The organism is Pseudomonas sp. R1-43-08 (genome assembly GCF_003852255.1).
Classification (GTDB): Bacteria; Pseudomonadota; Gammaproteobacteria; order Pseudomonadales; family Pseudomonadaceae; genus Aquipseudomonas.
Map to the genome: position 1 here is coordinate 3,466,678 of NZ_CP027734.1, position 25,448 is coordinate 3,492,125.

22 protein-coding genes and 1 pseudogene are annotated in these 25,448 nt (G+C 62.3%); 9 read left to right on the forward strand and 14 right to left on the reverse strand.

The features are described from left to right. Positions 1-8: 8 nt before the first annotated feature. The 5 genes from C4J87_RS15830 to C4J87_RS15850 all read right to left on the reverse strand — a co-directional run bounded on the left by C4J87_RS15830 (position 9) and on the right by C4J87_RS15850 (position 7,044). A complete protein-coding gene (locus tag C4J87_RS15830; protein ID WP_124367552.1) occupies positions 9-932 on the reverse strand; it encodes a substrate-binding domain-containing protein in 924 nt (307 codons plus the stop codon). Between the two features lie 333 nt (positions 933-1,265). Continuing rightward, on the reverse strand, positions 1,266-2,708 hold the full coding sequence (locus C4J87_RS15835) for a hypothetical protein (RefSeq protein ID WP_124367553.1): 1,443 nt from the start codon (positions 2,706-2,708) through the stop codon (positions 1,266-1,268). 149 nt (positions 2,709-2,857) lie between these two features. Further along, entirely contained in the window at positions 2,858-3,922 is a 1,065-nt protein-coding gene (locus C4J87_RS15840) for a lipocalin-like domain-containing protein (protein ID WP_124367554.1), read from the reverse strand. Beyond that, positions 3,912-6,374, reverse strand: coding sequence for an ABC transporter permease (locus C4J87_RS15845; protein ID WP_124367555.1), 2,463 nt, complete (start codon positions 6,372-6,374; stop codon positions 3,912-3,914). The genes C4J87_RS15840 and C4J87_RS15845 overlap by 11 nt, the downstream gene beginning before the upstream one ends. 1 nt (position 6,375) lies before the next feature. Further along, entirely contained in the window at positions 6,376-7,044 is a 669-nt protein-coding gene (locus tag C4J87_RS15850; protein ID WP_124367556.1) for an ABC transporter ATP-binding protein, read from the reverse strand. 280 nt (positions 7,045-7,324) lie between these two features. Here C4J87_RS15850 and C4J87_RS15855 point away from each other — a divergent pair. From C4J87_RS15855 to C4J87_RS15870, 4 genes and pseudogenes are all read left to right on the forward strand, one after another. Next, positions 7,325-8,001: pseudogene (locus C4J87_RS15855) on the forward strand (histidine phosphatase family protein). A 187-nt stretch (positions 8,002-8,188) separates the two neighbouring features. Beyond that, positions 8,189-9,844: a lipid IV(A) 4-amino-4-deoxy-L-arabinosyltransferase gene (gene arnT / locus C4J87_RS15860; protein WP_124367557.1), complete on the forward strand. Its 1,656-nt coding sequence runs from the start codon at positions 8,189-8,191 to the stop codon at positions 9,842-9,844. Between the two features lie 22 nt (positions 9,845-9,866). Continuing rightward, the gene (locus C4J87_RS15865) at positions 9,867-11,384 is read left to right on the forward strand and encodes a glycosyltransferase family 39 protein (RefSeq protein WP_124367558.1); all 1,518 of its coding nucleotides are present in this window, start codon (positions 9,867-9,869) and stop codon (positions 11,382-11,384) included. Between the two features lie 609 nt (positions 11,385-11,993). Then, entirely contained in the window at positions 11,994-12,302 is a 309-nt protein-coding gene (locus C4J87_RS15870) for a DUF6124 family protein (protein ID WP_124367559.1), read from the forward strand. Between the two features lie 151 nt (positions 12,303-12,453). On the opposite strand, the gene C4J87_RS15875 is transcribed toward C4J87_RS15870, so the two are convergent. The 6 genes from C4J87_RS15875 to C4J87_RS15900 all read right to left on the reverse strand — a co-directional run bounded on the left by C4J87_RS15875 (position 12,454) and on the right by C4J87_RS15900 (position 18,591). After that, positions 12,454-13,329 carry a hypothetical protein gene (locus tag C4J87_RS15875; protein WP_256680094.1) on the reverse strand — a complete coding sequence of 292 codons (876 nt, stop codon included), beginning with the start codon at positions 13,327-13,329 and terminating at the stop codon, positions 12,454-12,456. 116 nt (positions 13,330-13,445) lie between these two features. After that, positions 13,446-14,393, reverse strand: a complete 948-nt coding sequence (locus C4J87_RS15880; RefSeq protein ID WP_177412797.1) for a type III secretion protein — start codon at positions 14,391-14,393, stop codon at positions 13,446-13,448. A 732-nt stretch (positions 14,394-15,125) separates the two neighbouring features. Continuing rightward, on the reverse strand, positions 15,126-16,058 hold the full coding sequence (locus C4J87_RS15885; RefSeq protein ID WP_124367560.1) for a pyridoxamine 5'-phosphate oxidase family protein: 933 nt from the start codon (positions 16,056-16,058) through the stop codon (positions 15,126-15,128). A 79-nt stretch (positions 16,059-16,137) separates the two neighbouring features. Further along, complete coding sequence (locus tag C4J87_RS15890) at positions 16,138-17,022, reverse strand: LysR family transcriptional regulator (protein ID WP_124367561.1); 885 nt, start codon at positions 17,020-17,022, stop codon at positions 16,138-16,140. Beyond that, positions 17,022-17,942: a LysR family transcriptional regulator gene (locus C4J87_RS15895; RefSeq protein ID WP_124367562.1), complete on the reverse strand. Its 921-nt coding sequence runs from the start codon at positions 17,940-17,942 to the stop codon at positions 17,022-17,024. The genes C4J87_RS15890 and C4J87_RS15895 overlap by 1 nt, the downstream gene beginning before the upstream one ends. A 16-nt stretch (positions 17,943-17,958) precedes the next feature. Then, the gene (locus tag C4J87_RS15900) at positions 17,959-18,591 is read right to left on the reverse strand and encodes a glutathione S-transferase family protein (RefSeq protein ID WP_124367563.1); all 633 of its coding nucleotides are present in this window, start codon (positions 18,589-18,591) and stop codon (positions 17,959-17,961) included. Positions 18,592-18,816: 225 nt separating this feature from the next. Between C4J87_RS15900 and C4J87_RS15905 the strand changes: the two genes are divergently transcribed. The 5 genes from C4J87_RS15905 to C4J87_RS15925 all read left to right on the forward strand — a co-directional run bounded on the left by C4J87_RS15905 (position 18,817) and on the right by C4J87_RS15925 (position 22,323). Next, positions 18,817-19,893, forward strand: a complete 1,077-nt coding sequence (locus C4J87_RS15905; RefSeq protein ID WP_124367564.1) for an aldo/keto reductase — start codon at positions 18,817-18,819, stop codon at positions 19,891-19,893. A gap of 73 nt (positions 19,894-19,966) precedes the next feature. After that, positions 19,967-20,203, forward strand: coding sequence for a hypothetical protein (locus C4J87_RS15910; RefSeq protein ID WP_124363466.1), 237 nt, complete (start codon positions 19,967-19,969; stop codon positions 20,201-20,203). A gap of 39 nt (positions 20,204-20,242) precedes the next feature. Next, the gene (locus tag C4J87_RS15915) at positions 20,243-21,073 is read left to right on the forward strand and encodes a 5'-nucleotidase, lipoprotein e(P4) family (RefSeq protein WP_124367565.1); all 831 of its coding nucleotides are present in this window, start codon (positions 20,243-20,245) and stop codon (positions 21,071-21,073) included. Between the two features lie 33 nt (positions 21,074-21,106). Then, positions 21,107-21,664 (forward strand): helix-turn-helix transcriptional regulator, encoded by a 558-nt coding sequence (locus C4J87_RS15920; RefSeq protein WP_124367566.1) that lies wholly within the window; start codon positions 21,107-21,109, stop codon positions 21,662-21,664. A gap of 86 nt (positions 21,665-21,750) precedes the next feature. Continuing rightward, complete coding sequence (locus tag C4J87_RS15925; protein WP_124367567.1) at positions 21,751-22,323, forward strand: HD family hydrolase; 573 nt, start codon at positions 21,751-21,753, stop codon at positions 22,321-22,323. A gap of 6 nt (positions 22,324-22,329) precedes the next feature. Here C4J87_RS15925 and C4J87_RS15930 read toward each other — a convergent pair whose 3' ends face one another. From C4J87_RS15930 to C4J87_RS15940, 3 genes are all read right to left on the reverse strand, one after another. Then, positions 22,330-22,752 (reverse strand): RidA family protein, encoded by a 423-nt coding sequence (locus tag C4J87_RS15930; RefSeq protein WP_124367568.1) that lies wholly within the window; start codon positions 22,750-22,752, stop codon positions 22,330-22,332. A gap of 177 nt (positions 22,753-22,929) precedes the next feature. Beyond that, positions 22,930-24,513, reverse strand: coding sequence for an FAD-dependent oxidoreductase (locus C4J87_RS15935; RefSeq protein ID WP_124367569.1), 1,584 nt, complete (start codon positions 24,511-24,513; stop codon positions 22,930-22,932). 11 nt (positions 24,514-24,524) lie between these two features. After that, on the reverse strand, positions 24,525-25,448 hold the full coding sequence (locus C4J87_RS15940; RefSeq protein WP_124367570.1) for an ABC transporter substrate-binding protein: 924 nt from the start codon (positions 25,446-25,448) through the stop codon (positions 24,525-24,527).

The window sequence follows — 25,448 nt, forward strand, 5'->3', positions numbered from 1 at the left end:
CGGGCGATTTACCAGCTGAAGTCCTTGGCCTTGGCCTGGTCGATCAAGGTGATGTCCACCGGCAGCGTGGCGGGCACTTGCGCGCCCCACTTCCTGGCCAGGGCAATGCCCAGGGCAAGGCGGATCTGGTCGCGGGGGTATTGGGCCGAGGTGGCGATGAACTTGCTGCCGGGTTTCTGGATCGCCTTGATCGCTTCCGGCGCGCCGTCGACGCTGACCAGTTTCACATCCAGGCCGCTGGCTTCGATGGCCGACAGCGCACCAAGGGAGCCGTTGTCGTTCACGCTGAAAATGCCCTTGAGGGTGGGCTGGGCCTGCAACATGTTTTCGGTGACGGTCAGCGCCTGGTCACGTTCCTGCTTGCCGTTCTGGATGCTGACAATCTTGATTTGCGGGTGCTTGGCCACCGCCTCCTTGCAACCGCGCACACGTTCCAGGATCGGCACCACGGCGATGCCGTCGAGGATGGCGATGTTGCCTTTGTCGCCGATGTTCTTGGCCAGGTATTCGCAGGCCTGGAAACCGGCGTCGTAGTTTTTCGAGCCGACGAAGGAATCCAGCGGGCCATCGGCCTGGGCGTCTACCGCCACCACGACCACACCGGCGGCATGGGCGGACTTGACCGCCGATTGCACGCCCACCGAGTCGGTCGGGTTGATCAGCAGGATATCGATGCCTTTTTGCAGCATGTCTTCGACATCGCTGACTTGCTTGGACACGTCATGGCGGGCGTCGGTGATGATCAGCTTCGCACCGATGCTCGCGCCGGCTTCTTCCAGGGCGTTTTTCATGGTGACGAAATAAGGATTGTTGATTTCCTGGAACGAAGCGCCGATGCGGATCGGTTTGGCGGCCTCGGCAAAAACGGCGGAAACGCTGCCCAGGGTGATGCTGGCAGCCAGTAAACACAGGGTTTTCGGGAGCATTTTCATGGCATGGGTCTCTGTTTTGTTTTTATTTTTAGAGCAAATGTTATCGTTAACATTTTGCGAGAAGCTAGCAAGTAAATGAGGCCCGCGCAAGGGGCCGTTGATCAGTCTTGATTCAAATGTGGGAGGGAGCTGATCGTTCCCACGCTCTGCGTGGGAATGCCTTCTGCGACGCTCCGCGTCGCGCCAACCGCTGCACGTTTCGGCTACCGCGCACAGGTGACGCAGAGCGTCACGGGCTGCATTCCCACGCGGGAGCGTGGGAACGATCTATACACACGAAGCAAAAAAAGGGGCAGCCCCTGGAGGCCGCCCCTTCTGTTTCACATCACGCTGTCAAGGGATGATGGTCTGGGTGCAGATATGCCCCAGGCTGACGTATTGCTTGCTATCACCGCCGACACCCACGCCGGGGAACTCGGCCAGTTCGATGCGCCAGCCACCCTCGTTGTAAGTGGTTCTCCACCGGTACGGCACACCGGTGCTGCTGTCGTTGATCACCGTGGTGTAATCACCGAAGCAGGTGCCGATATTGGCCGTGGCCGTGGACGCACCGGCGCTGTTGGTGGTCGCCGGGTAGTCGACCCAGTGGAAGTTCAGGTCAACGAAGTGGTTGTCCACACGCAACACCGGGGTGACGCCCAGCAGCGGCGCGCCGGTGGAGTCAGACCACTGGGTCGACCAATTCAACTGCCGCGCGGTTTGGGTGGCCAGCGGAGCCTCGCTGACCGGCACCCGCACGATGTTGTCACCCTTCACATCAAACGTCTTCAGGCTCGGCGTGGAACCCAGGCTCAACTGGTAATACTTGCTCGGGTCCTGCGCCACCGCCGGGTTGGCCCGCACACGCACCTTCACCGTGGTGCCCGGCGCGACGCTCGGATAGGTCGAGGTGGAACCCGCCGGCACGGTGATCCAATTGGCACCATCGAAGCGATCGAAGATCCACTGCTCACGGCTGCCGTTCTCATCGCCCGCCAGGTACATGCTCACGCTTTGGCCACGGACCGCCTTGAAGTCGAAATAATCGACGTCGCCGGCATTGTCGAGGTTACCGCTGAGTTTGTTCATCGAGTCCGGCAAGACGAACGCGGTTTGCGCGCTGTCGTTGGGCTCAAACGCGTCGACGTTGCTGTCCACCGCCACGCCGAAACTGAACTGCGCGTTATCGGCGACATTGGCCACCATGTACCAGTAATAATCACCGGCCGGCAGTACACCGTTGAGGTATTCATCGGCATTGCCCGCGGCATCCGAAGTCCCCACCACACTCAGGTTGCCCTGGCCGTCGTCCTGAAACAGGGTCAGCGCCATATCCGCGCCTGCGCTCTGGTTGACCAGCTGTACCTGCACTCGCGCGTTCTGCGGCAGGTTGAAGTGGTAGGCAAATTCGTTACCGGCCTGCACTCCATCGACGGTGTAGAGCGTGTTGATATCCAGGGTTGGGAACAGCGGCTCAAACGCTGCAACCGCTGCGTTTTTCAGCTCGCTTTGCGCCGGTTTCTTCAGCTCACCGACCACGCTGTCGAACGGGGCGGACTTGAGGGCTTTGGTCACTGCCTTGGATTGGCCGGACTTGGCCACCGACAGTTTCTTTTTGAGTTGCGGCGAGACCTGCGAGGCGTCCAGCTTGCCGCCGGACTTGAGCGCTTTGTTCGCGGCCTGCTTGACCGCTTCGGCACTGAGTGTCCGAGGCGCTTGATCAGCGAGGGAGAAGGCCGAGACGAAGCAGGAGGCCATCACGGCCGCACTTAGCATAAGGGCTTTTTTCGATTTCATTTTTTTATCCATCCATAGTTAAAAAATTGAAGCTCAGGTGAGCGGTGACATCCGGTCACCTGGGATGGACTGTAGGACGATACTGTTTATATGTACAGTATTTTCTCAATTTTTTGTCGGTCATGTCGGAGCAAGCCCGATGAAAAATCCTAGTACCCGGTCATCTCCAAATACCCCACCCCACCGTCGAACTTCACCGGCCCTTCCCAATAGGGAATTCCCAGGTTCATCCACGCCTTCGGGTTGACGGCTTCGGTAGTGATATCCAGGTGTTTGCCGGGAATTTTCAGCGACCAGCGCGTGGGGATATTGCGCCCCTCGATCTGGGTGGTGGTCAGCGGCGCCAGTTGGATATCGGCGTTATGCAAGGTCTCGGTACGGCCTTGCGCATCGATCCAGGTGCCGGTGAGGTACCCGCCACCGTCCTTCTGCCGCACGCGAAACAGCATCAGGTGTTCGCCTCGGTCCAGGTGCAGGGAGAACCAGTCCCAACCGGTCTGGTTCGCGGCCAGTGGCTGGCTGCTCCATTCGCGGTCGAGCCAGGCGGGGCCGCTGACCTGGTAGGTCTGGCCGTCGATGCTGAGGCTGCCGTTGGCGCTGAAGAACGGCTGGCTGTAGTAGTAGGACGCCTGGCCCTGGTCGGATTTGCGGCTGTAGCCGTTGTCGCCTTGCAGCACCAGCGGGCGGCTGGAGGTCAGTTGCAGGTCGTAGGCGAACTGCGCGCCATGGGCCTTGAGTTGCATGGCGGCCAAGGGGTTGGCGGCGCCAGGGCGGGTGGCGAAGGTCCAGTCGTCGATCCAGGCGCTGAAGGGCTGCGCCTGCGCCCCGGCCTGGCCGACGCCACCCCGGGCGAAGCGCTCGGCGGCGTAGTGCCGGGTGGCGGAGGTGACGGCGGCATGGCCGAGCCAGATCGTGGGGTCGCGCCAGCCCGCTTGCGTCGGCCCCGCTTTCACGGCATTGCGAAACAGCGTCCATTGCACGCCGAAGGCATTGCCCTGCGCGTCCTTGAGGTTGGCGGTGACGTACCACCATTCAATGCGAAAGCCCGGATGGGGGCCGTGGTCCTCGGGGAAGCTGAAGACTTTGCCGGGCACTACTTGGACAAAGTCTGCCGCATCGCTGCCCAGGCCGGCGAAGCTCTCCTGGGGCGCCGGCGCCTGGTCGCAGGCGCTCAGCAGCAGCAACACCACCCACCCCAACGCTTTAATCTTCATGGGCAAAGGTCCTCAACAAATCCGCCGGGCGGCTGCGATACAGCTGCCACAACGGCCAGGCCGAGGCGAGCAAGGTGGCAAGCATCGCCAGCCCCATCAATTGCGCCAGCTGCCACGGGAACACCTGCAACGGCAGGCGCCAGCCAAAGGCTTGTACGTTGATTACCGCATCCAGGCACCACGCCAGCAGCAGCCCCAACGGCAACGCCAGTACCAGAGTGAGCACCGCCAGCAGCCAGGTCTGGCCGAGGTTGAGCAGCATCAGTTGGCGGCGCGTCACCCCCAGGGCCCACAGCGGCGCGAGTTGGCCGAGGCGGCTCTGACTCTGGGTCAGCAGGCTGATGAACAGCGCTACACCGGCCACGCCCAGGGTCAGGCTGTTCAACGCGGCGGTGGCGGCGAAGGTGCGTTCGAAGACCTGGCTGGACCAGCCCTTGAGTTGCTGTTGATCGACGATGCGGCTGTCTTCCAGGGCAAATTCACGCTGCACTTCACGTATCAGCGGCTGCACATCCTGGGGCGCCACGCGCAGGTTGAAACGCACCGGTGACAGGCTCGGCCAATGCGCCAACAGGTGCTTGGCGTTGACCAGCAGATGGCCCTTGGGGTTGCCGTAATCGGCGTAGATCCCGACGATTGTCGGCGCCCACGGGCCCTGGGGCGTGGGGACTTGTACCGTGTCGCCCAGCCGGACGTTCAAGCGTCGCGCCAATTGCTCGCTGAGCATCACGCTGTCGTCCTGCAGCAGACGGTCCCAGGGCGTACTCGCTGCCTCCAGCAACGGCCAGTGCTGGCGATAGGTGGGGTCGTCGACCACGCCAAACACCTCCGCCGGCCAGCCTTGCAGCTGCACCGCGACCTGCCAGCTGGGCAGCACCGCCCGCACCAGCGGCTGTTGCGCCAGCCACGCCTGCAGGTGCTGCGCCTGGGCCGGATTTTGCGGGTTGAGGTACAGCTCGGCGGTAAGGCGCTGTTCCAGCCAATTGTTGAACGTGGCGCGAAAACCCGAGGTCATGGAGCCTGCACCGATGTTCGCCGCCAGGGCCAACAGCAGCGCCATCAGTGCCAGGCTCAAGGCCGGCAATTGCTGGCGGCAATCGGCCAGGAACCATTGGCCCAGCACCGAACGGCTGCGCCCCAGCACGCCCTTCAACAGCGCATTGAGCAGAACCGGCAAACCGAGTGCGGCGCCCAGCAGCAAGGCCGCCATCAGCACGAATCCGGCGGCCAGGCTGTTGCCCCAGACCAGCGCCAGCAAGGCGATGAGCAGGGCCGCAGCCGCCACCCAGCCCTGGCGTCGCAACCAACGCCCGTGGGCCTCATGCCAGGCTTGGGAGTTGGCCAGCGCCAGCAGCGGCAAGCGTGCCGCACGCCACAGGCTGCTGGCCCCGGCGAGCAACGCACCGAGCAGGCTCAAGCCCAGGCCGGCCAGCCACCACCACGGGCTCAAACTCAGTTGGCCGGCGACTTCGGCACCGTACAGGCCGCGCAAGCTGGCCGCGACATCCGGCAGCAACAGGCTGGCGAGCAGGTAACCGCTGGCCACGCCGAGCACGCCGCCGAGCAACGCGAGGAACCCCAGCTCAACGCCCAGGCTCAGGATCAGCATGCGTGCGCTGACCCCGCAGGCGCGCAGGGTGCGCAGCAGGCCCCGGCGTTGCTCCAGGGCCAGGCCGATGGCCGCGTGCACGATGAACAGCCCCACCACAAAGGACAAAAAGCCCAAGGCGTCGAGGTTCAGGTGAAAGCTTTCGGTGAGGCGCGAGAGGTTATTGTCGTCGCCCTGCTTGAGTTGCAGCCCGGCGGGCGGCGTGGGATGAGCGGCGGCGAAGCGGTTGTCCAGGAGCAGGCGCGACAGCCGTCCATGCATGTCGAGCAAGGGTTGGGCAAAGCCGATGTCGGTGAGCAGCATGCCGGGGGCCATGTCCGGCTGCACCTGCAACGGCGGCAGGCGTTGCCCGTTAGCCGTCAGTGGTTGTTCGCCTGGGCGCAAGCCAAGGGCCTGCAAGGTCTGCGCGGCAATCCAGGTGCGCCCCGGCGCCTCGAAAAATGCGAGCATCTGTGCCTGGCTCAAGCGTTGCCCCGCCACGCTGCCGCTACCGGGCAACGACACCGGCTCGATGCCCATCAACTGCAGGCGCTGTTCTTCATGCCCTTTGAGCACTATCCGCCCCTGCACCACCGGTGACACCGGCCATCCGGCACGGCGCAGTTCGGCGAACAACGCCTGCGGGAAGCCGGCACCGTCCGGCGCGCTCAGGCTGGCTTGCGGTGCGCCGCCGATCAACTGGCTCGCGCGCGCATAGCCGTCCCGCGCCTGGCTGTTGAGGGCCTGCACCCCGGTCAATAACGCGGTGGCCAGCCACAGGCCGGTCAGCACGCTGAAAAACTGCACGGGGTGGCGCCGCCAATGGCTCAACAGCGCCCGCAGCGCCCAATGGAACACCGCCATCTCAGCGCGGGTCCATCGGCACGACGCGGCCGTGGTGCAGCACCACTTGCTGATCCAGCCGCGCGGCGAGACGCGGGCTGTGAGTGACCATCAGCAGGCTGGTGGGGCTGTCGCGCAGCAGGTCGAGCAGCAGTTGCAGCACTTCATCACTGGTGGTTTCGTCGAGGTTGCCGGTGGGCTCGTCGGCCAAGAGCAGACCGGGGCGCGACGCCAGTGCGCGCCCCACCGCCACCCGCTGTTGCTGGCCGCCGGAGAGCTGCTCCGGGTAACGCTTGAGCAGGTCGCCCAGCCCCAGGCGCTCCACCAACTGCGCCTGCCACAGCGGATCGAAACGCCCGGCCAGGCGCGCCTGGAACGCCAGGTTGTCCTCGACGCGCAAACTGCCGATCAGATTGAACTGCTGGAACACCAGGCCGATTTCGGTGCGCCGCCAATGGGCCAGTTGCCCTTCGTTGAGGCGATCGAGGCGCTGGCCGCCGATCAGGATGCTGCCGCCATCCACGCGGTCGAGCCCGGCCACCAGGTGCAGCAACGTGCTTTTGCCACTGCCCGACTCGCCCATCAGCGCCAGGCTGCTGCGCGCCCCCAGGTGCAGATCGACGCCTGCCAGAACGGCCAGCGGGCCTTGAGGGGTGGCGTAATGTTTAACAACACCTTCTACCTGCAACATCACCAACACTCGGGTTAAGGACTGCAAACGAGAATAACGGCTGCCGCGCGTTTCTACGCAATTTTTTCACATTGATTTCACCGCTTGCCCACCCCCGACACTTTAAATTCCCACCCAAGCCTCATTAACCGGACACTTCAAAGTTGCCCAAAACGGTGTTTCTTAATATCCATATGTTCAGCTAAAAGACAGCAGCCCTATGACAGGCTTTTGCTCCACTAAGGGCATCTGCCGTATTAGTTGCGTCTGTCTTTTAACAACAAAACATTCATTCGTGTCCATGGTGAACAACGTGGCAGACATCACCCTGACCAAACCCCCACGGGCCAGGTTAAAGCGCCTGAAGAAATTCCGGGTGCCTGTAGCAAGTATCATCGTGTTCGCACTGCTCTTGACCGGTTTTGTATTCTGGCCACGGTCACCGGAAGATCTGGGCATCGGCAACCGCCTGGTCACCTCCGGGGTGCTGGCCAGTTGGCGCAACGGCGACCTGGTCGTGCTGGTGCGCCACGAAGAGCGCTGCGACCGCTCGCACAATCCCTGCTACGGGCCCGCCGACGGCCTGACGGTCGATGGCACGCAACGCGCGGCCGACCTGGGCATAGCCTTTGAAATACTGGGCATGGAGCGCACCGACGTGCTCAGCAGCCCCACCACGCGCACTGCGCAGACGTCGCTGTTCATGTTCGGCAAGACCGAGCTGTCCCCTGGCCCCCTCGCCATCTGCGGTGATGCCATGGGCGAAGAAATCCTCAGCCATAAACAGGCGGATCGCAACCTGATGCTGATCACCCATAGCGCCTGCATGAGTGACTTCCAAGCCGCACTCGGCTACCCCATGCGCAGGCCGCTGAGTATGGCAGCGCACTCTTCGTACAGGTATTGCCCAACGGCACACTCAAAGCAATCGGCACGATGAAAATCCAGGAATGGGCCGCCGCGCTGAAGCAACTTTAAATACACTTTTTTACATATTACCCAGTAGTGCGTTCAGCAAGACGACAGCCTGCGTCTGGCATTTTAAGTGCGCCTGTTAGTTCAGGACGCCCTAACTTCCCAATGAATTAGTGACCCTCTTAATGCCTGACGTCTTTAACTGTTCAAACTTCCCACGCACGACTGAACGCCATGGCGTGACACGGTCATGAGCCGATTGCAGCCCTTGCCGGTGTTCTTGCTTGGCCTGGTCATTTTCTTCGTGCTGCCGTTGGGTTTGCACGGCTTATGGATCCCGGATGAAACCCGCTATGCCCAGGTCAGCCAGGAAATGCTGATGAGCGGCAACTGGGTGGCGCCGCACTTCATGGGCGTGCGTTATTTCGAGAAGCCAGCCGCGGGTTATTGGCTGATTGCCCTGGGCCAGGCGGTGTTTGGCGAGAACCTGTTCGGCGTGCGTATCGCCTCGGTCCTGACCACGGCGCTGAGCGTGCTGTTGGCCTACGTGATTGCACGCCGTCTGTGGAACGAGCCGCGTAAAAGCTTCGCCTGCGCGCTGCTCTACATGAGCTTTGGCCTGGTGGCCGGGCAAGCGGGCTATTCCAACCTCGATCCGCAATTCACCTTCTGGGTCAACCTGAGCCTGGTCGCGCTTTGGTTTGCGCTCGACAGCGCCACCCCACGCGGTCGCCTGGGTGCCTGGGCCTTACTGGGCCTGGCCTGCGGCGTGGGCTTCATGACCAAGGGCTTTCTGGCGTGGCTGCTGCCGGTGCTGATCGCCGTGCCGTACCTGATGTGGCAGCGACGCGTCGGCGAGTTGCTGCGGTACGGGCCTTTGGCGATCCTGGTCGCGGTGCTGGTCTGCTTGCCGTGGGTATTGGCGATCCATGTGCAGGAACCGGATTACTGGCGCTTCTTTTTCTGGCATGAACACATCCGCCGCTTCGCCTCGGACACGGCGCAGCATGCGCGGCCGTTCTGGTTTTTCCTGCCGATCATGGTGGTGGCATGCCTGCCCTGGTCAGCCCTGTTGCCTGTTACCCTGCTCAAGGCCTGGAAAGACAAACGCCAGCCCGCGATCGCCTTTCTCGCCCTGTGGCTGTTGCTGCCCCTGGGCTTTTTCAGCCTGAGCAGCGGCAAGCTGCCGACCTACATCATGCCGTGCCTGTTACCTTTGGCGCTGCTGATGGGCCATGCCTTGATCGACCTGATCAACCAACACAAGACCCGCGCGATCTTCATCAACGGCGCGCTCAACTTCGTCCTCGGCATGGCGGCCATGGTCACGCTGATTTACCTGCAGATCGCCAACCCGATCTACAGCAACAGCCACGCCGAGATGTTCAGCCTGTCCCTGACCTTTATCGTGCTGCTCGGCTGGATCCTGGCCAACCTGCTGCAAGCAATGCGCCCGTTGACCTTATGGGCGATGCCGGCCCTGGGTATCGGCCTGCTGGTGGCGCTGCTGCCGGCGGGCATGCCACACCTCATCGCGGCGAACGAAATGCCCGACCAGTTCGTGCTTGAACATCTGGATGAACTGCAACACACCCATGCTTTGCTGAGCAATGAACTGGGCTCGGCGTCTGCCCTGGCGTGGCGCCTGCGCCGGCCGGACGTGGCGTTCTACAACACCGCGGGCGAACTGCGCTACGGCCTGGACTACCCGGCTTCGCAGCCGCGCAAGGTCACCCTGGACAGCGTTCAGTCTTGGTTGATCGAGGCCCGCCGCCAAGGTTCGGTCGGCGTGCTGATGCGCGTCATGAGCACCAGCGAACACCTTGAGGAAGGCCAACTGCCGCCCGGTGGCAAGCGCTACCGCAAGGGCGACCTGGTGCTGACGATTTACCCCCAACAACCTTGATAGCCTTTACAGGAACAGCCCAATGCGCTTCTGGAAAACCGAACGCGGCGCCCTGGCTTTATTGCTGGGTGTCTCGGCCTTGCTCCTGCTGCTGGGCCTGGGCAGTCGCGAGCTGTGGGGGCCGGAGACGCGCTGGGCGAATATCGCTCTGCAGATGCTGCAAAGCGGTGACTACTTCGATCCGTACCTGAAGGGCACGCCCTATTACGACAAACCCCTGCCCTCCTACTGGCTGATCACCGGCTTCGCCAACCTGATGGGTGGCCTTGGCCCGTGGTCACTGCGCCTGTCCTCGGTGATCGCGGCCTGGCTGAGCATCTGGCTGGTGTACCTGATCGGCGAACAGCTGTTTCGCAAAGGCACCGGGCTGATCGCCGGCTGGATGCTCGCCACCACCTTCTACTTCCTGTTCTGGGCCCGCGTGGCCACGGCCGATGTGCTGACCGTGTGCGGCGTACTGGCGGCGGTCTGGTGGTACTGGCGCGGGCCGGATGACACCCGGCTGGGCCGCTACACCGTATTCTTCCTGCTGCTGGCGGCAACGTCGCTGTTCAAGGGCCTGATCGGGTTTGTGCTGCCGGGGCTCGCGCTGTTGCCGCACCTGCTCAGCGAACACCGCTACAAACGCCACCTCAACCTGCGACTGGTACTGGCCCTGCTCATCGCCGGCGCGTTCTACGCCATTCCCTTCGGACTGTCCCACCTCTACGGCGCCCCCACCTACGGCGAGAGCGGCCTGGAATTGGTATTTCGCGAAAACGTGGTGCGCTTCTTCGACCCCTTCGACCATATGGGCCCGATCTACACCTACCTGATCTACCTGCCGGTCTACACCCTGCCGTGGGCGCCATGCTGGATGCTCGGCGCGTGGCTCGCCCTGCGTCACTGGCACCGCACGCCGCCCAACGTACGCTGGCTGGTGTGGAGCCTGGGCCTGTTGTTCGTGTTCTTCACCGCCAGCGGCAGCCGACGCAGTTACTACGTACTGCCCCTGGTGCCCTTCGCACAGTTACTCGCCGCCTGGTGGCTGAGCGAACACCTGCGCCAACACCCGGCCCGTTGGCCGCGCTGGCAAACAAGCTTCGGCGTCGCCGCCGGCCTGCTGGTCTTGGTGCTGGGCGTGATCTACCCCTGGACCACCGGCAACGGCGGCGTGACCCGTTTCGCCGAGGACGTCCAAGCCCAGGCGGTGAAGAGCGCGCCGTGGAACCAATGGCAACTGGTACTGGTGGAAGTCGACAACAAACTGCCGATGTACCTGCAGAACGGCGGCAAACCGTTCTACTACGTGAACGAAACCCAGGACTTCCCGCGCCAGGGCGACAGCGCCGCGTTCATGGCCTGGCTGGAAAAAACCAGCGGCCAGGGCTTTGATCCAAGGCACACGATTATCGTCGCGCAGTACTCCAGGGAAGATCCCGCGCCGTTGGCGTTTCTGGGGGTTGATCACCAGGTGGTCAAGACGCAACCGGATAATGGGGAGCGGTTGTTTCAGAAGCGGTCGGGGGGGAGCGTGGCGTTTGTTCCCAAAGGGCATTGAGACGCGGGCAATGCATAAGCGAGCACGGCCACTGTTGGGTCACACAATAGCTGGCGTTTCGTCATGTTTAACAAAGACCGGGCCGCTTCGCGCCCCAGCGGGAGCAAGCTCCCTCGCCACAGGGGACCGAGAGGTGTCAGGGCTGCCTGCGATCGTTCCCATGCTCCGCGTGGGAAAGCAGCCGTGACGCTCTGCGTCACCTGTGTCCAGTAGCGGTTGGCGAGACGCGGAGCGTCCCAGGAGGCGTTACCACGCAGAGCGTGGGAACGATCCCCTCAAGCGGTAATGTCGTTCACCCGCTGAAACATTTTCAAAGGGCCAGCAAGCCACATCTCTTTAAATTGCAGGACGTTTCCGAGACAATCCCCGCCGCCTTGTGCCGGTTGGAATCGGTGGCTAGTCTGCGGCCTGTCACTGCTCATCAGTGATCGGGTTTAGTCGCTCGGATTCCAGTTGTGCGCAAGCTGTCACCATGTTCATGGTGGCTGTGCGCAGGGCACCTTAGGGTGCGCCGGGTCCAACTGGCCGGTCGACTAACCTGCGTACAGCCGCCACCCTCCGTTTAGTCGCGAAGGGCGTGGCTCCTAACCTTCCAGTTGGAGTTACACCATGAGCAAAGTCCTCCCCGATCCACCCCTCGATCCCGCCAAAGACCGTGCCGCGTTCAACCGGGCCATCGACCATTACCTGCCCACCCAAGGATTCCACAGCGTCAACGAAGATTTGAGCTTCGAAGATGCGCTGCTCTACACCGCCAGCTTGCTCGACAGCGCTTCGGCGACGGCGTTGGATTGCGGGGAGTTGCTGAGCAGCCCTGAGCGGGCGAAGATCCTGGCGGTGTGGCATTTGCTGGAGATTGCCAAAACAACCGTGGACCGCTCCATCGAGTGCATGAGGCCGTTGAAGACAACCTCATAAAATGTGGCGAGGGAGCGCGCTCCCTCGCCACAGCTCAGCGCTGTTTCTTGATTGACTGGCTTTGCTGCCGCGAGAAAAAAGGGTCGCGCAGGTGAATCTGTATACCGCGTTGGGCGATGCGTGGGGCGAGCCAACGAGTCTGGCGGCCGCGCTAGAGCAACTTCAGGCCGATATAGGAATAGCCATTCCAGTCGCGTCCATTCAGTTGCTGTTTGTCCCCATAACTATCCAAAAAGCCGTCGACCACTGCCATTGAATGACGCAAGTCGGCTATCGTGCCGCTGGCGCCGTTGAGGAAGTCCTGGACGGTTGCGGGGGCAACGAAGTTCTTTAAGCCCAGGCGACGCAGCGCCTGCCCCGGATACTCGCCATCATTCAAACTGCGCATCGCGGCGGCAAAGCTCAGATTGGCCGTGCCGTCATTATTTTCGAGATACGCGCGCTTGGCGCTGACGGCATATAAGAACTGCGCATTGATCAGTACATCATTGGGCCGATTGGCGCCGAAGTTCGCGCCGGCCCGGGCCTGGTGCAACTCATCACGGGTGATGTCCAGCTTGAATCCATCACGCATGACGATACGGTAGCCGGCGTCGGTGGCGTGGACGGAGGTGTAAATACCGTGAGGGTTGTGACCGAATCTCATCATGGCGGCTTTAATGGCGGATATCGTCACGCAGTTGCCTTCCTCCAACTGATAGAAGTCCTTGAAAATATCAGCAGGTTTGACGCCCCTATTCGTCGATGTTCCCTTCAGGAAGTCGTGGCGATTATCGACGGGCCGCTCATTCACCGAGTCGTTATCATAAGGTAGATTATCCATCGGGTCAGGCGAGGGTTTCACGTCGACTTGCGTTTTAAATCGTGCTGACAGCAGTACTAATAAACGCCCCAACTCCGTGACCAGCCCACTTAACTGTTCAGCCGCTCCGGCGCGTGCAACTTCAATCGAGGAACCTGGAGAAATGACGGCGGCACTTGCCTCGGCAAAACCAGGCGCAGCATAACTAACGCTAGGCACTAACATCTTCAATCACTCACATAATTGACTCAAAAAAGGCGCACGAAACTTGAGCGCCATAATTACCATGACCCACTGTTCTAATGGCAATAAGCAGATTTAGTACGCTGTACTTATCCCACTCAATCGCGAAGCGTTACAACCTTCAACGACGGCGAAACGGGCTGGTTATATAACTGCCCCTCCATGACCCCATCAAAGAGCGCACCATTCTTGTGTCGCTCGCCCTTGTCCAATGGCACCCCGACGCGCGCGCCCAGTGCACTGGCATTGATGATCTGCATATGTTCTTTGAGGCCCAGGTACGACAACGCCATACCGCCGCCGATGCCCTGTGCCGCTGCCGCCAGCACCCCCGGATAAGTGCGGTGGGCGTGGTAAGCGCTGTCCTTGCCATAAATGCTGTAGAACGGGTCCGTTGCATTGTTGCGCGCCTGCTCCAGGTGCTGACGCTTGCTCATTACCCCAAACAGAAATTGCGCATCCTTGACCATGCCTTCATCGCCGCCACTGAATTTCGCCGCCTTGGCCGCCAGTTGCAGCTCTTCAGCGGTGATATGCAGCTTGAAGCCGTCTTTCATCGTGACGTCATAGCCATCCCCACTCTTGACGACTTGCGTGAACACCCCGGTTGGACTCTGCCCGAAGGTGGCCATGGCCACCTTGATCGCCGCCACGTGTTCTTCTCTGCCGGTGGTGCCCTGGTAGGGAAAGTTCTCATAGGTGGCACGCAGCCCGTTGCGGATATCGTCGGGTTTTTGCCTTGGGGCTTTTTCAGACAAAAACGTGTTCGACGGCTCGCTGTTTTTATCGGAAAACATTTCAATAAGTTCAGTATCGAAAGCGTTTCGGCTACTGGCCAGATCTGACCGATTCATGAACGGTGCCAGTTGTTCTTTCCATCGGCTTCTACTGGGCTGCGCGGCATCGGGGATCGGCGCGATATCGACCGGCGGCCTGGGAATAAACGGTTTGGGTATTACGGTCACAGGTGGCTGTGGGGTGGGAGGCAAACTTCCCTCGCTCATCCACGTTTTAAGTGTTGTTACCAGCGTCGTGAGTAAGTTCAACAGCTCAGCGGTTCCTCGATCGTTACTGCTCAACTGGACAGTTCGACCAATCGCATGATGAGCTGGCACTTGTCCGAAACGATTGAATCGATCGGAAGTTGAAGGGCCCTGTGTATTTTCAACTTGCGCAGACGTTGCATAGGCGCAATAAGCCTGTCGAGTGTCAGACGTGTTAAGCGTGACCATCTTGTATAGCCTCATTTAGCAAAAGGATGGGAATCGCACCAGACAACTCACACTGCGATTCAGGAAACATTACTTGCCAACCGACACCGTCGGTCATTGATCCAACAAGTCCCCATGCGTGGCAAGCCAGTGGGAAAGGTTCCTGATATCAGAGGCGTAACAGGTAACAACGTCCTTCTATTTCAGCTGATTTCCATCGGAAAATTCCTCAACGGCGACGTTTTCATCCGAACAATCCTCAGCGTAATTCCAGCTGCCGCAAGCGATTTGATGGCGGTGCATCAGCCACAAATGAGCCAGCTGAACCGCCGCTATCGGGGGCAAGCCCTAATGCCAGTCAGTTAAGGCGACACCGAACCTGTGGCGAGGGAGCTTGCTCCCGCTGGACTGCGCAGCAGTCCCATTGTTTGGGGCCGCTTCGCGCCCCAGCGGGAGCAAGCTCCCTCGCCACAAGTTAGTTCTCGCTCCTGCTACTTCTTAACTGACTGGCATTAGGGCAAGCCCCCTCCCACATTTGATCTCCTGTGCCGGGCAGATCGCGCCTGGCTACCAGCTTCCCATCGCCAGGCTATAGGGCGAAAATTCGACGAACTGCCAACGCAAGGCCAATGCTGCCGGACGGCGGACCACCTGTTCCACAGTCACCGTCCATAACCGCTGCGCCCCTTCGAACTCGGCCACTTGCGGCCCGCTGAGGATCAGCGAAGTACGCCCGGCTACTTGTAGTACGTCACCCGATTCAAAATCGATGAACAACAACCCCGCCACCGGGTTGGCTTGCAGGTTGCCGAGGGTGTTGAAGAACAGGTTGCCGGCAAAATCCGGAATGGTCAGCACATTGCCCTCGACCCTTACAAAACCGCTGTTGCCACCGCGATGAGAGACGTCCACCGAGCGCTCGCCGTGCAGGTCGACATAACTGGCGACGAAGAAGGTGTCGGCATTGCGGATCATTGTGTATGCAGCGCCATCCAGGCGGTCGCTGCGCTCGGCCACGCTGCCAGGTTTGCGCGCAATGGTATCGACGGGGCGCAGTTGGATGTATTTGGGGCAGTTGCCGAAGCTCTGCACCACGTCCACCGCAAAGCCATCGTGATCCAGCACGCCGATGCGCCCGTTCATGCGATTGCGACGGCGGGTGTTCAAGTCGATACCGAGCACGCCGACGGACGCGCCGGCCGTCAGCCCCGCCCGGGCGGGGTCGCTTTTGCCGGGCAGGCTGTCAATCTGCAACCGCTGCGGGTCAGGCGAATGGGCGAATCCTGGCGCGCCTTCGAGCATCGTTGCCCATGGAATGCCGTGTTCATCCACCACGCCCAGCATCAAGTAAGGCAGCAAGGGAAAGAAATCGCGATGCTGCTCCGGCAGGTGATCGCGTATGACCTTGGGGCCGATCACGGCCATGCGTTCGGCCACGCCGGCACTTTCCTGCAGTTGCCTTTCGCCGCTATGCCAGGGGGATGCTTCGATCGCGTTCATGGCGTTCACCTCTCGTTGGATAGCTGGATGCTGCGCCTGACCTGTCGCCGAGAGAATGACCACCCCAGGCAATCCACTGTTACGCCAACTGAAATGCCGGGTGCTCGCGCAAAGCCGCCACACAGTCATCGACAAAACTGCGCACGCGCATGGACGCATGGCGACCTTCGCGGTACACCAGCTGCACCGGCACCGCCGGCAACTCAAAGCCAGGCAATACGCGACGCAGCCGGCCGCTCAGCAAATGCTCGTGCACCGGGTAGCTCAGGCAACGCAGCAGCCCTGCCCCCGTCAAGGCCGCATTGATGGAACCCTGCACCGTGGCGCAGCGCAGCCGCGCGCGGGCCTTGAGCTGATAGTGCGCGAAGTCCCACTGCACCGGGTCGGTATTGGCGATCAAATGATGCTGCTTGAGGGCGGCGGGATGCTGCGGTTCTCCGTGGGCGGCCAGGTAGCCGGGGCTGGCGCAGAGGATATGCCGCACATGCCCCACCGGCCGTGCGATCAATGACGAGCTGGGCAACTCGCCGACCAGCACCGCCACGTCCAGCCCTTCTTCGTGCAGGTTCGGGTAGTAGTCGTGATAGTGAGCCACTACACGTACCTGCGGGTAACGGTCCATATACGCGGCCAGTACCGGCGCCATGACATAGCGGCTGAACAGCAACGGCAAGAATACCCGCAGATTGCCCTGGGCCTGGCTATGCAACCCTTTGGCCGAAGCTTCAGCCGCCTCCACCGCCGCCAGCAGCCGCACACAATCGGCCATGTAGGCGTCGCCCGCGTCTGTCAGACTGACCCCACGGGTACTGCGCTGCAACAACGTTACGCGCAAACGCCCTTCCAGACGTGCAATCGCCCGCACCAGGGTCGGGCCGGAGACCTGCGCCAAGCGCGCCGCCGCCGCCAGGCTCGGTTGCCCGGCCAGCGCCGCGAACAACTGCATATCGCGATAACGCTCCATCAGTCGCGCGGCTTTATCAGCGGTTTCAGGGCCGCGTCATGCCCCAGCCGATCGGCAAGGAAATTGACGAAGGTGTGGACCTTGGCCGGCACTCGCCCGTTGTTCTGGAATACCACCTGCACCGGCAGCGCTGCCGGCTCGAAATCCTGCAGCACAAGCTCCAGCTCACCCGCCGCCACCGCCGCCGCCACCTGATAGGACAGCACCCGCGTCATGCCCCAGCCAAGGCGCGCCAGGTTGATCGCAGCGTTGTTCGCGGTGACCACCAGGCGCGGTTCGATAGCCACCGTCAGCGCCTGGCCGGCGTCGACAAACGCCCATTCATCCAGGCGTTGGCTGGCGGATGAGGCCACGATCTTCGCTTCACGCAAGTGTTCAGGCCGTTGGGGTCGCCCATGCCGGTCGAGGTAAGCGGGCGATGCGCACACCACCCGGCGCACTTCGCCGACCTTGATCGCCTGCTGCCCCGGCTCGTGCAGATGACCGATGCGCACGGCCACGTCGACGCCTTCGTCGCTCATATTGACCACACGGTCGACCAGCAGCGCATTGATGTTCACCTGGGGAAAGCGGTCGAGATAATCGCCCAGCGTCGGCGCCACGAACAGCTCGCCGAACAGCACCGGGGCGGTGACGTTCAGTTGCCCGCAGGGGATCGAATAACTGCCCGCTGCCGCTTCCTCGGCCTCGTCCAGCTCGGCGAGGATGCGCCGACAGTCTTCCAGGTAACGCTGCCCGGCTTCGGTCACGTGCAGGCTGCGGGTGGTGCGCGCCAGCAGCTGGGTGCCGATGCGTTGTTCCATGGCGGCAATCGCCCGGGTCACGCTGGGCGGCGAGGTGTTCAGACGCCGTGCGGCGGCGGCAAAGCCGCCCTCGTCGGCCACCGCGAGGAACACCTGCATTTCATGAAAACGGTCCATCGACGCCCCTTGCTGGTTACTCTGATTGCAGACCCGCCGCCGTGCGCGGCATGCCGACGAAACCCGGCAGCGCTTCAATGCTGGCCAGCCAGGCGCGCACCTGAGGATAGTCGGCCAGCGACACATTGCCTTCCGGCGCATGGGCCGTATAGGTGTAGAACGCGATATCGGCGATGCTCGGCGAATCGCCAGCCAGGAAGCGGCTCTCACCCAGTTGCTGCTCCATCACGTTCAGCAGTGCATGGGCGCGGTTGATGGCGACGTCCGCATCCACGTCGGCGCCAAACACCGTGGCCAACCGCGCAGTGGCAGGCCCGGCATGCAACTGACCGGCCGCCGCCGAGAGCCAACGCTGCACCCGCGCCTGCCCGACCGGGTCAGCGGGCAACCACTGGCCGTTGCCATAGGTCGCGGCCAGGTAGACCAGGATGGCATTGGAGTCCGCCAGTATCGTCCCGCCATCGTCGATCACCGGCACTTGGCCAAAGCGGTTAAGGGTGGCGATGAATTCGGGTGATTTATGCGCGCCTTGCTTGAGGTCCACAAGGATAAATTCCATGGGCAGGCCCAGCAGGGACAGCATCAGCTCGGCCCGATGGGAGTGGCCGGACAAGGGGAAACCATACAGTTTGATTGCGGGCTGAGACATGAGGGCTCCAGAAAATTAGATATCGACACCCGGCATATTCCACCGCTGCTTCAATTGACAGAATAACCAGGATTTACAATCCAGTATTTCAGCTGCCGAAACAATCCAGCGACGCGCGCTCGGCGTTTGTTTAGCCGCTCCTGCCCTAAGTTTTCATAAAAAAATTCAAACTATCCCCACCCTCATCGTTCACACCTTCACGTGCAACGCAAAGTAGGAGGCAACATGCAATACCGACAACTGGGTCATTCCGGCCTGCTGGTCTCGGAAATCATCCTGGGTACCGTGCCTTTTGGCGGTCGCGCCGAGTTCGCGAAATGCGGTGCGGTGGACGTGCCCCAGGCCAGGCGTATGTTCGATATCGCGTTTGATGCCGGGGTGAACATGGTCGACACCGCCGACCTGTACTCCCATGGCCTGGCCGAGGAAGTGGTCGGTAAAGCCCTGGGCGACAAGCGCAACGACATCCTGCTGGCAACCAAGGGCCGCAGCCCGGTGGACCAGAACCCGAACAATTCCGGCTCATCGCGCTATCACTTGATTCGCGCCTGTGAAGCCAGCTTGAAGCGCCTGGGCACCGACCATATCGACTTGTACCAACTGCACAACTGGGACGGCCTGACGCCCATCGAAGAGACGCTCGAGGCGCTGCGCCTGTTGGTCGGTTCGGGCAAGATCCGCTACTTCGGCACCAGCAACTTCACCGCCTGGCAAATGATGAAAACCCTGGGCAAGGCCGAGTTGCATGGCATGCTCAAGCCGATCACCCAGCAGATCTACTACACCCCCGAATCCCGCGAGGCCGAGTACGAGCTGCTGCCGCTGGCACTGGACCAGCAGGTTGGCACGCTGGTATGGGGGCCGATGGGTGAAGGCCTGCTGACCGGCTCGACCCGGCGCGGGCATAAACCACCGGCCAATACCCGCCAGGGCAGCGACTGGCCGGAACCCTACGTGCACGACCAGGAACGCGCGCTGGACATCATCGAAACCCTGGCTGCCGTGGGCGATGAACACGGGGTCTCGGTGGCGCGCACTTGCCTGGCATGGCTCAAGGATCGCCCGGGGATCACCTCGCTGATCGTCGGCGCCCGTACCGAGGCGCATCTGCGCGACAACCTTGCCGCCACCGAGCTGAAGCTGACCGAGGAGCAATCCTCACGCATCGAGGCCGTGACGCGTCGCCAGCCGTTGTATCCGTACTGGCATCGGTTTACCGCAGGGATCGATCGCTTCGATCCGGCGGAGCAGCCGTTCCTTGCCGAGCATCAAAAAACCATGGATGCGCGCAAGGACAAATAACCCTTCGGCGACACACAGCCGTTCAACAGGTGGGAGGGGCCTGTGCCCTCTCACCTTGATCAAGGAGATCGCTTTGATCGCGCAAATCATGATCGCCGCCCTCGGCGTCGTCGCTATCTGGTTCAGCCAAAGCAAACGCCTGCATGTACGCCGCTACGCCTGCCTGTTCGGCATGGCCGGCCAGCCATTCTGGTTCTGGTCGTCGATCAATGCCGAGCAATGGGGCATCGTGCTGCTCAGTTGTTTCTATACGGTGGCGTGGGCCAAGGGCATCAAGACCCATTGGATTGATCGCAAGGCCGATGGGTAGCGCTTATGATTGAGCCTACCCACCGCTGAGAGCCTTTCAATGCGTAACCTGATTTTCGCCAGCGCCTGCCTTTTATCCATTGCCCTCACCGGCTGCCAGCAAACCCCACCGGCCAACGACCAGCTCGACGCCGTGCTCTGGACCCAGACCTCCATCGAGCACGAGCTGATCTACCGCCAGCTGTTCGCCAACGCGACCCGCCAACTCGATGCAGCCCTGGCCGATCCCACCTGGGACGCCCTGCCCTTGCCTGCCCGGGATTTGAAAGGATTGCCCCCGGCCGTGGTGGTCGATATCGACGAAACCCTGCTGGACAACGTGCCGCTCAATGCCCGTGACATTATCCATAACCAGGTCTATTCCTATGAGCGCTGGAACACCTGGGTCGATCAAGCCAAGGCCCAGGCGCTGCCTGGTTCGGTGGCGTTCCTGCAGGCGGCTCGGCAAAAAGGCATCGAGGTCTATTACCTCACCAACCGCGAACACAGCCAGGTCGCGGCCACGGCCAGAAACCTGCGTTTGCGTGGTTTCCCGATCGAGCGCGACGAACAGATCCTGGCAGCCAGCACCCCCATCGGCCATTGCGAAAGCGCCGGCTACGGCAAGACCTGCCGGCGCCAATGGGTCGCCAGCCACGCGCGCGTGCTGTTGATGGCCGGCGACTCGCTGGGAGATTTCGTGCAGGCCGAGCACAACACGCTGGCGGCCCAACGCAAGGCGGTGGCGCCATATGTGAGCTGGCTGGGGCAGCGCTGGTTTCTGCTGCCCAATCCGACATATGGCAACTGGTACAGCGCGCCGTATGGGGATAATGAAACGTTGCCATTCGAGCAAAAGCGCAGGCTCAAACAGCAGGCGTTGCAGTTGTAGCCCACCGGCCTGTCATTGACGAGGAAACGCGAAATGCCCGCCCTGCTGCCCCAGCCCGCCATTCCGGGCATTGCGCTGCGCCGATGGCGCCTGTTACACCGCGTCAAGCAAACCCATGCCGCACAGATGTTCAACGTAAACCAATCGACGTTGTCCCGTTGGGAGAATGGCCTGCAAGCCATGGACGCTGCCGCGCACCAACAGCTGGAACGGTTGCTGTCCGCTCGGCTTGACACCGCAGCTGATCAGGCCCTGGCTGGGCTGGTCAGAGACAGCTCGCGCGCCGTACACCTGGTGTGCGACCTGACGCACCGCCTCCTGGCCTGTTCGCCCTCCCGCGCCGCTCAGTTCAGCCGCCCGTTGGTCGACTTGATGGGCCAATCGCTGTGGCGTTATGCGACAGCGGAAATCCGCCAGGTCGAAGCGGCGTTGGATCACACCGGCTGGCGCGAGAACCAGGCGCCGCCGGCGCTTCAATTCAGCACCGGCAGCAACGACTCCAGCCTCGTGCCGATCCGCCCGAGCCTGTGTCGCTGGACACGCCTGATCCTCAGCGATGGCAGCGCCGCGCGTCTGGTCGAGACGCTCTGACTGGCCTCGCGCATTTTTTATGCGTGGACGCACCGCGCCTGCGCACCTAGGCTTACCTGCATCATCAACCTGATGGAGGCAGCGTCATGGACTTCGAGAAAATCAAAGGCCGCCTCGACTTTCTGCGCGAAGCCGAGAAACTCAAGGACGTACTCAGAAGCGCCCACACCGCTTCGGGACGCACGGAAAGTACCGCCGAACACAGTTGGCGCCTGTGCCTGATGGCGATGGTGTTCGCCGATCAACTGCCCGGCCTGGACCTGCTTAAAATTCTCAAGATGTGCGTGATCCATGACTTGGGCGAAGCCATTAACGGTGACATTCCAGCAGTCAGCCAGGCGGCGTTTCCCAACAAGGGCGAGCAGGAGCGGCGCGACCTGCTGCAGTTGACCCAAGCCCTGGATGGGCCCCTGAAAAGCCAGATCCTGACGCTGTGGGATGATTACGAGAACGCGCTGTCGCCGGAAGCCAAAGCCGTCAAGGCAATGGACAAGCTGGAGACCCTGCTGCAGCACACCCAGGGCCTCAACCCGCCGGATTTCGATTACGCTTTCAACCTGGCATACGGCAAGAAACATACGGATGCCGAGCCCTTGTTCGAGGCGCTGCGTGCGCTGATCGACCGGGCTACCCAGGAACGCCTCGACGCCGCGCAGTGACTGACATCACCCGGCCCTGGCCGCCACCGCCTCCACTTCCACCAACGCCCCCGGCAGGGGCAGCGCCACCACCTGCAGCGCGGTGCGCGCCGGTTTGTTCGGTTGTTCGGGGGTGCCGAAGAACTGCGTATAACCCCGCTGCAACCCGGCGAAATCCAACCTGCCGTCGGTTTCAGCGGCGCCCACCAGAAACACCCGCAACTGCACGATATCGCCCAGGTCCAGGTCCTGTTGCTGAAGGATCTTGCGCAGTTTGTTGAACACCGAGACCGTCTGCGCTTCGGTGTTGCCGTAAACCCCAGGGACGCTCGGGTCGGCCAGGTCCGGCAAGGTGCCGCTGACGAAGATCAGGCTGGCCGAGGCCGGTACAGTCACGGTTTGCGAGATGGGGAAATCGCCGACGCTGGTGCGTTGGATACTGTCGCTCATGGTGTTGCTCCTTGATTGAAGGTTTACACAAATCTCGAAGGCTGCCCCATACCCTTTGTGGCGAGGGGGCTTGCTCCCGCTGGGCCGGGATGGCGGTCACCTAGCTCCCAGCTCAACACGATTGGGACCGCTACGCAGTCCAGCGGGAGCAAGCTCCCTCGCCACGACAGCGCAGTCTCATGACGCCGCCAATGCCGTGATCTGGCGCTGTTGCGTCACGCGCTCGGCCAGTTGCGCAACCACATGCCGCGCCGAATTGGCCGCCGATTCCTGCCAGATGCCCACGCCGCTTTGCACCAGGCCGTCGCCGGCGAAGTACACGCGGCCGTGGGCCTGTTCGAGCAGCGCGCTGGCATCGGCCGGGAAGTGTTCGCGTTGCAGCCACGGGCCTTCGCTGTAGGGGATCTGCTCCCAGGACACCGCCAACGGATGGCGCAGGTGCCTGGAATAACCGGGGTGCAGCAACTCCACGGCTTGCCGGGAAGCGGCGTATTGCGCGTCGAACGACTGCGCGCCAAACATGTCGGCGCCCTCCCCGGTGACGTAACCGGCCACCAGCACGCCTTCGCGGGTATTGAGGTCGTTGCTCGGGTACCACAGCAAGCGCGCCGGGTGTTCGACCCAGGACAGGCCGCCATAAGTGCGGTAATCGGTTTCCCAGAAGCGCGGCGATTGCCACGCCACTTTGGTTGCCTGGTCGCTGCGGGTGCTGAGCAAGGCCGCCTTGATCGGGTCGCTGAAGTCGGTGTCGAGTTTGGCCAGCAACGGCAGCGGCAAGGTAGAGACCAGGTAATCAGCGCGCACCACCTGTTCACGGCCGCTGTGCTGGTCGTGATAGGTCACCGCGACGCCGTCGTCCAACTGGCGAATCTGCCGAACCTGCGCGCCCAACTGCACCTGCTCGCGCACGCGCTGGTAGAACGCCTCGGTGATCCGGTCCATGCCGCCCACCGGCTGGAACATGGTTGCCGAAAACTCCGGGAATTCGGTGTGCAGCAGCGCGCCCCACAGCTCTGGATGCAGCAGGCGCTCAAGGTCGAGCGGCCGCGCGGTGGCTGGCAGTGCACCGGGGTGCGCAGGCGATTCCAGGTGGCCGGAACGCAAGCTGCCCTCGTACGCCAGCGCTTGGGAAAGGTCGCCATACACCTGCAGGAACGCGAGCAGTCGCGTGCGTTCATCAAGGGTCAAGACGTCGTCAAGCGCATCACGCTGCACCGCCTTGGCGAGCAAGCCGGACAGATGCCCGCGTGCATCGTTGACCGCCTGGCCGACGGTGAACGCCGGTTGCTGCAGGTCGGGCCGCACCTGGGCGCCATGGCTGCTGTTGACCAGCACTTCAAGGGGCACGCCCAATTCGCTGCAATAGTCGAGGATCGTGCGATGCTGGCTGGGGATGCGCGCAGGGCCGGCGTTGAAATACTGGCCCGGATCGAACGCCACGGTTTGCGAGCGGCCATCCTTGTAGTCCACGCGGTCGCCGTTGCGCAGGGTCCAAGTGCGCCCACCCACGCGGTCGCGCGCCTCCAGCACCTGCACGGTGAAGCCGGCCCGGCTCAGTTCCAGCGCGGTGACCAGCCCGGCAATCCCGGCACCCAGCACCAGCACGCGGGTGCCCTGGCCCAGGCCATCCTTGAGTTTCAGCGGTTGCGGCCGCCGGTGTGAAGACGGCCCCAGGCCCAATGCCGCCAGCGCATCCTTGACCGCCTTTTCGCCGCCGACTGCAGCAATGCTGGACAGCGCTTCACGTCGTGTCAGTGTCATGGTCGCGACTCCTAATCCGGCAGGCCCGGTGGGTTGATCAACGATGCATCGACGCGCTCCACATCCAGCCCCCAGCGCTGCAGCACCTGCGCGTATTGCCCTCCGGCAATCGCACCTTCCAGGGCGGTGTGGATCGGCTTGACCAGGCCGTTGTCCTTGCGCGTGGTCACGGCGATATCCGCCTGCAACGGCCAGCCGCCGTTGACGGTACCGACGCGCTTGATGCCGCCGGTGATCGCCGCCGAATAGGCGTACACCGAGTTGGGCCCGAACAACGCATCGCTGCGCCCCGACTGCACCGCCAGCTGCGCGGCGGCCTGGTCGTCGAAGTACTGCAACAGCGCAGGCTTGAGGCCGGCCTTTTCATTGGCCTCGTTCCACGCCAGCAAGACTTTTTCCTGATTGGTCCCGGAGCCGACGATTATCTTCAGCCCGGCAATGTCGGCGGCCTGTTTGATCTCGCTGATCGGGCTGGTGCTCTTGACGTAAAACCCGAGCACATCCTGTCGATAGGTGGCGAAGTCAAAGCGCTTCTTGCGCGCCTCGGTCACGGTGACGTTGCTGATCACCGCGTCGTACTTGCCCGAACTGACGCCCAGGGGCCAGTCCTCCCAACTGGTCTGCACAACGTTCAGTTCCAGGCCGAGGCTGTCGGCGACCAACTGCGCGGTGTCGGCTTCACTGCCGATGGTGGTCTTGTCATCGCTGGCCAGCAGCGCCAATGGCGGCCCCGCCACACCGGACACGGCCACGGTGAACTTGCCCGCCTGGGCGAACTTGAAGCCCGGCGGGATTTGCGCGATGGCCGCCTCGTTACGTGGCGCATGAATGCGCGGGCGGTCGGGGCTGAGGTCGACCTGCTGCACAGCGAACGCGTGTTGTGCGGTGCCAATGGCAAGCGCCAGCACGGCCACGCGCAGGGGATGGTTAAACAT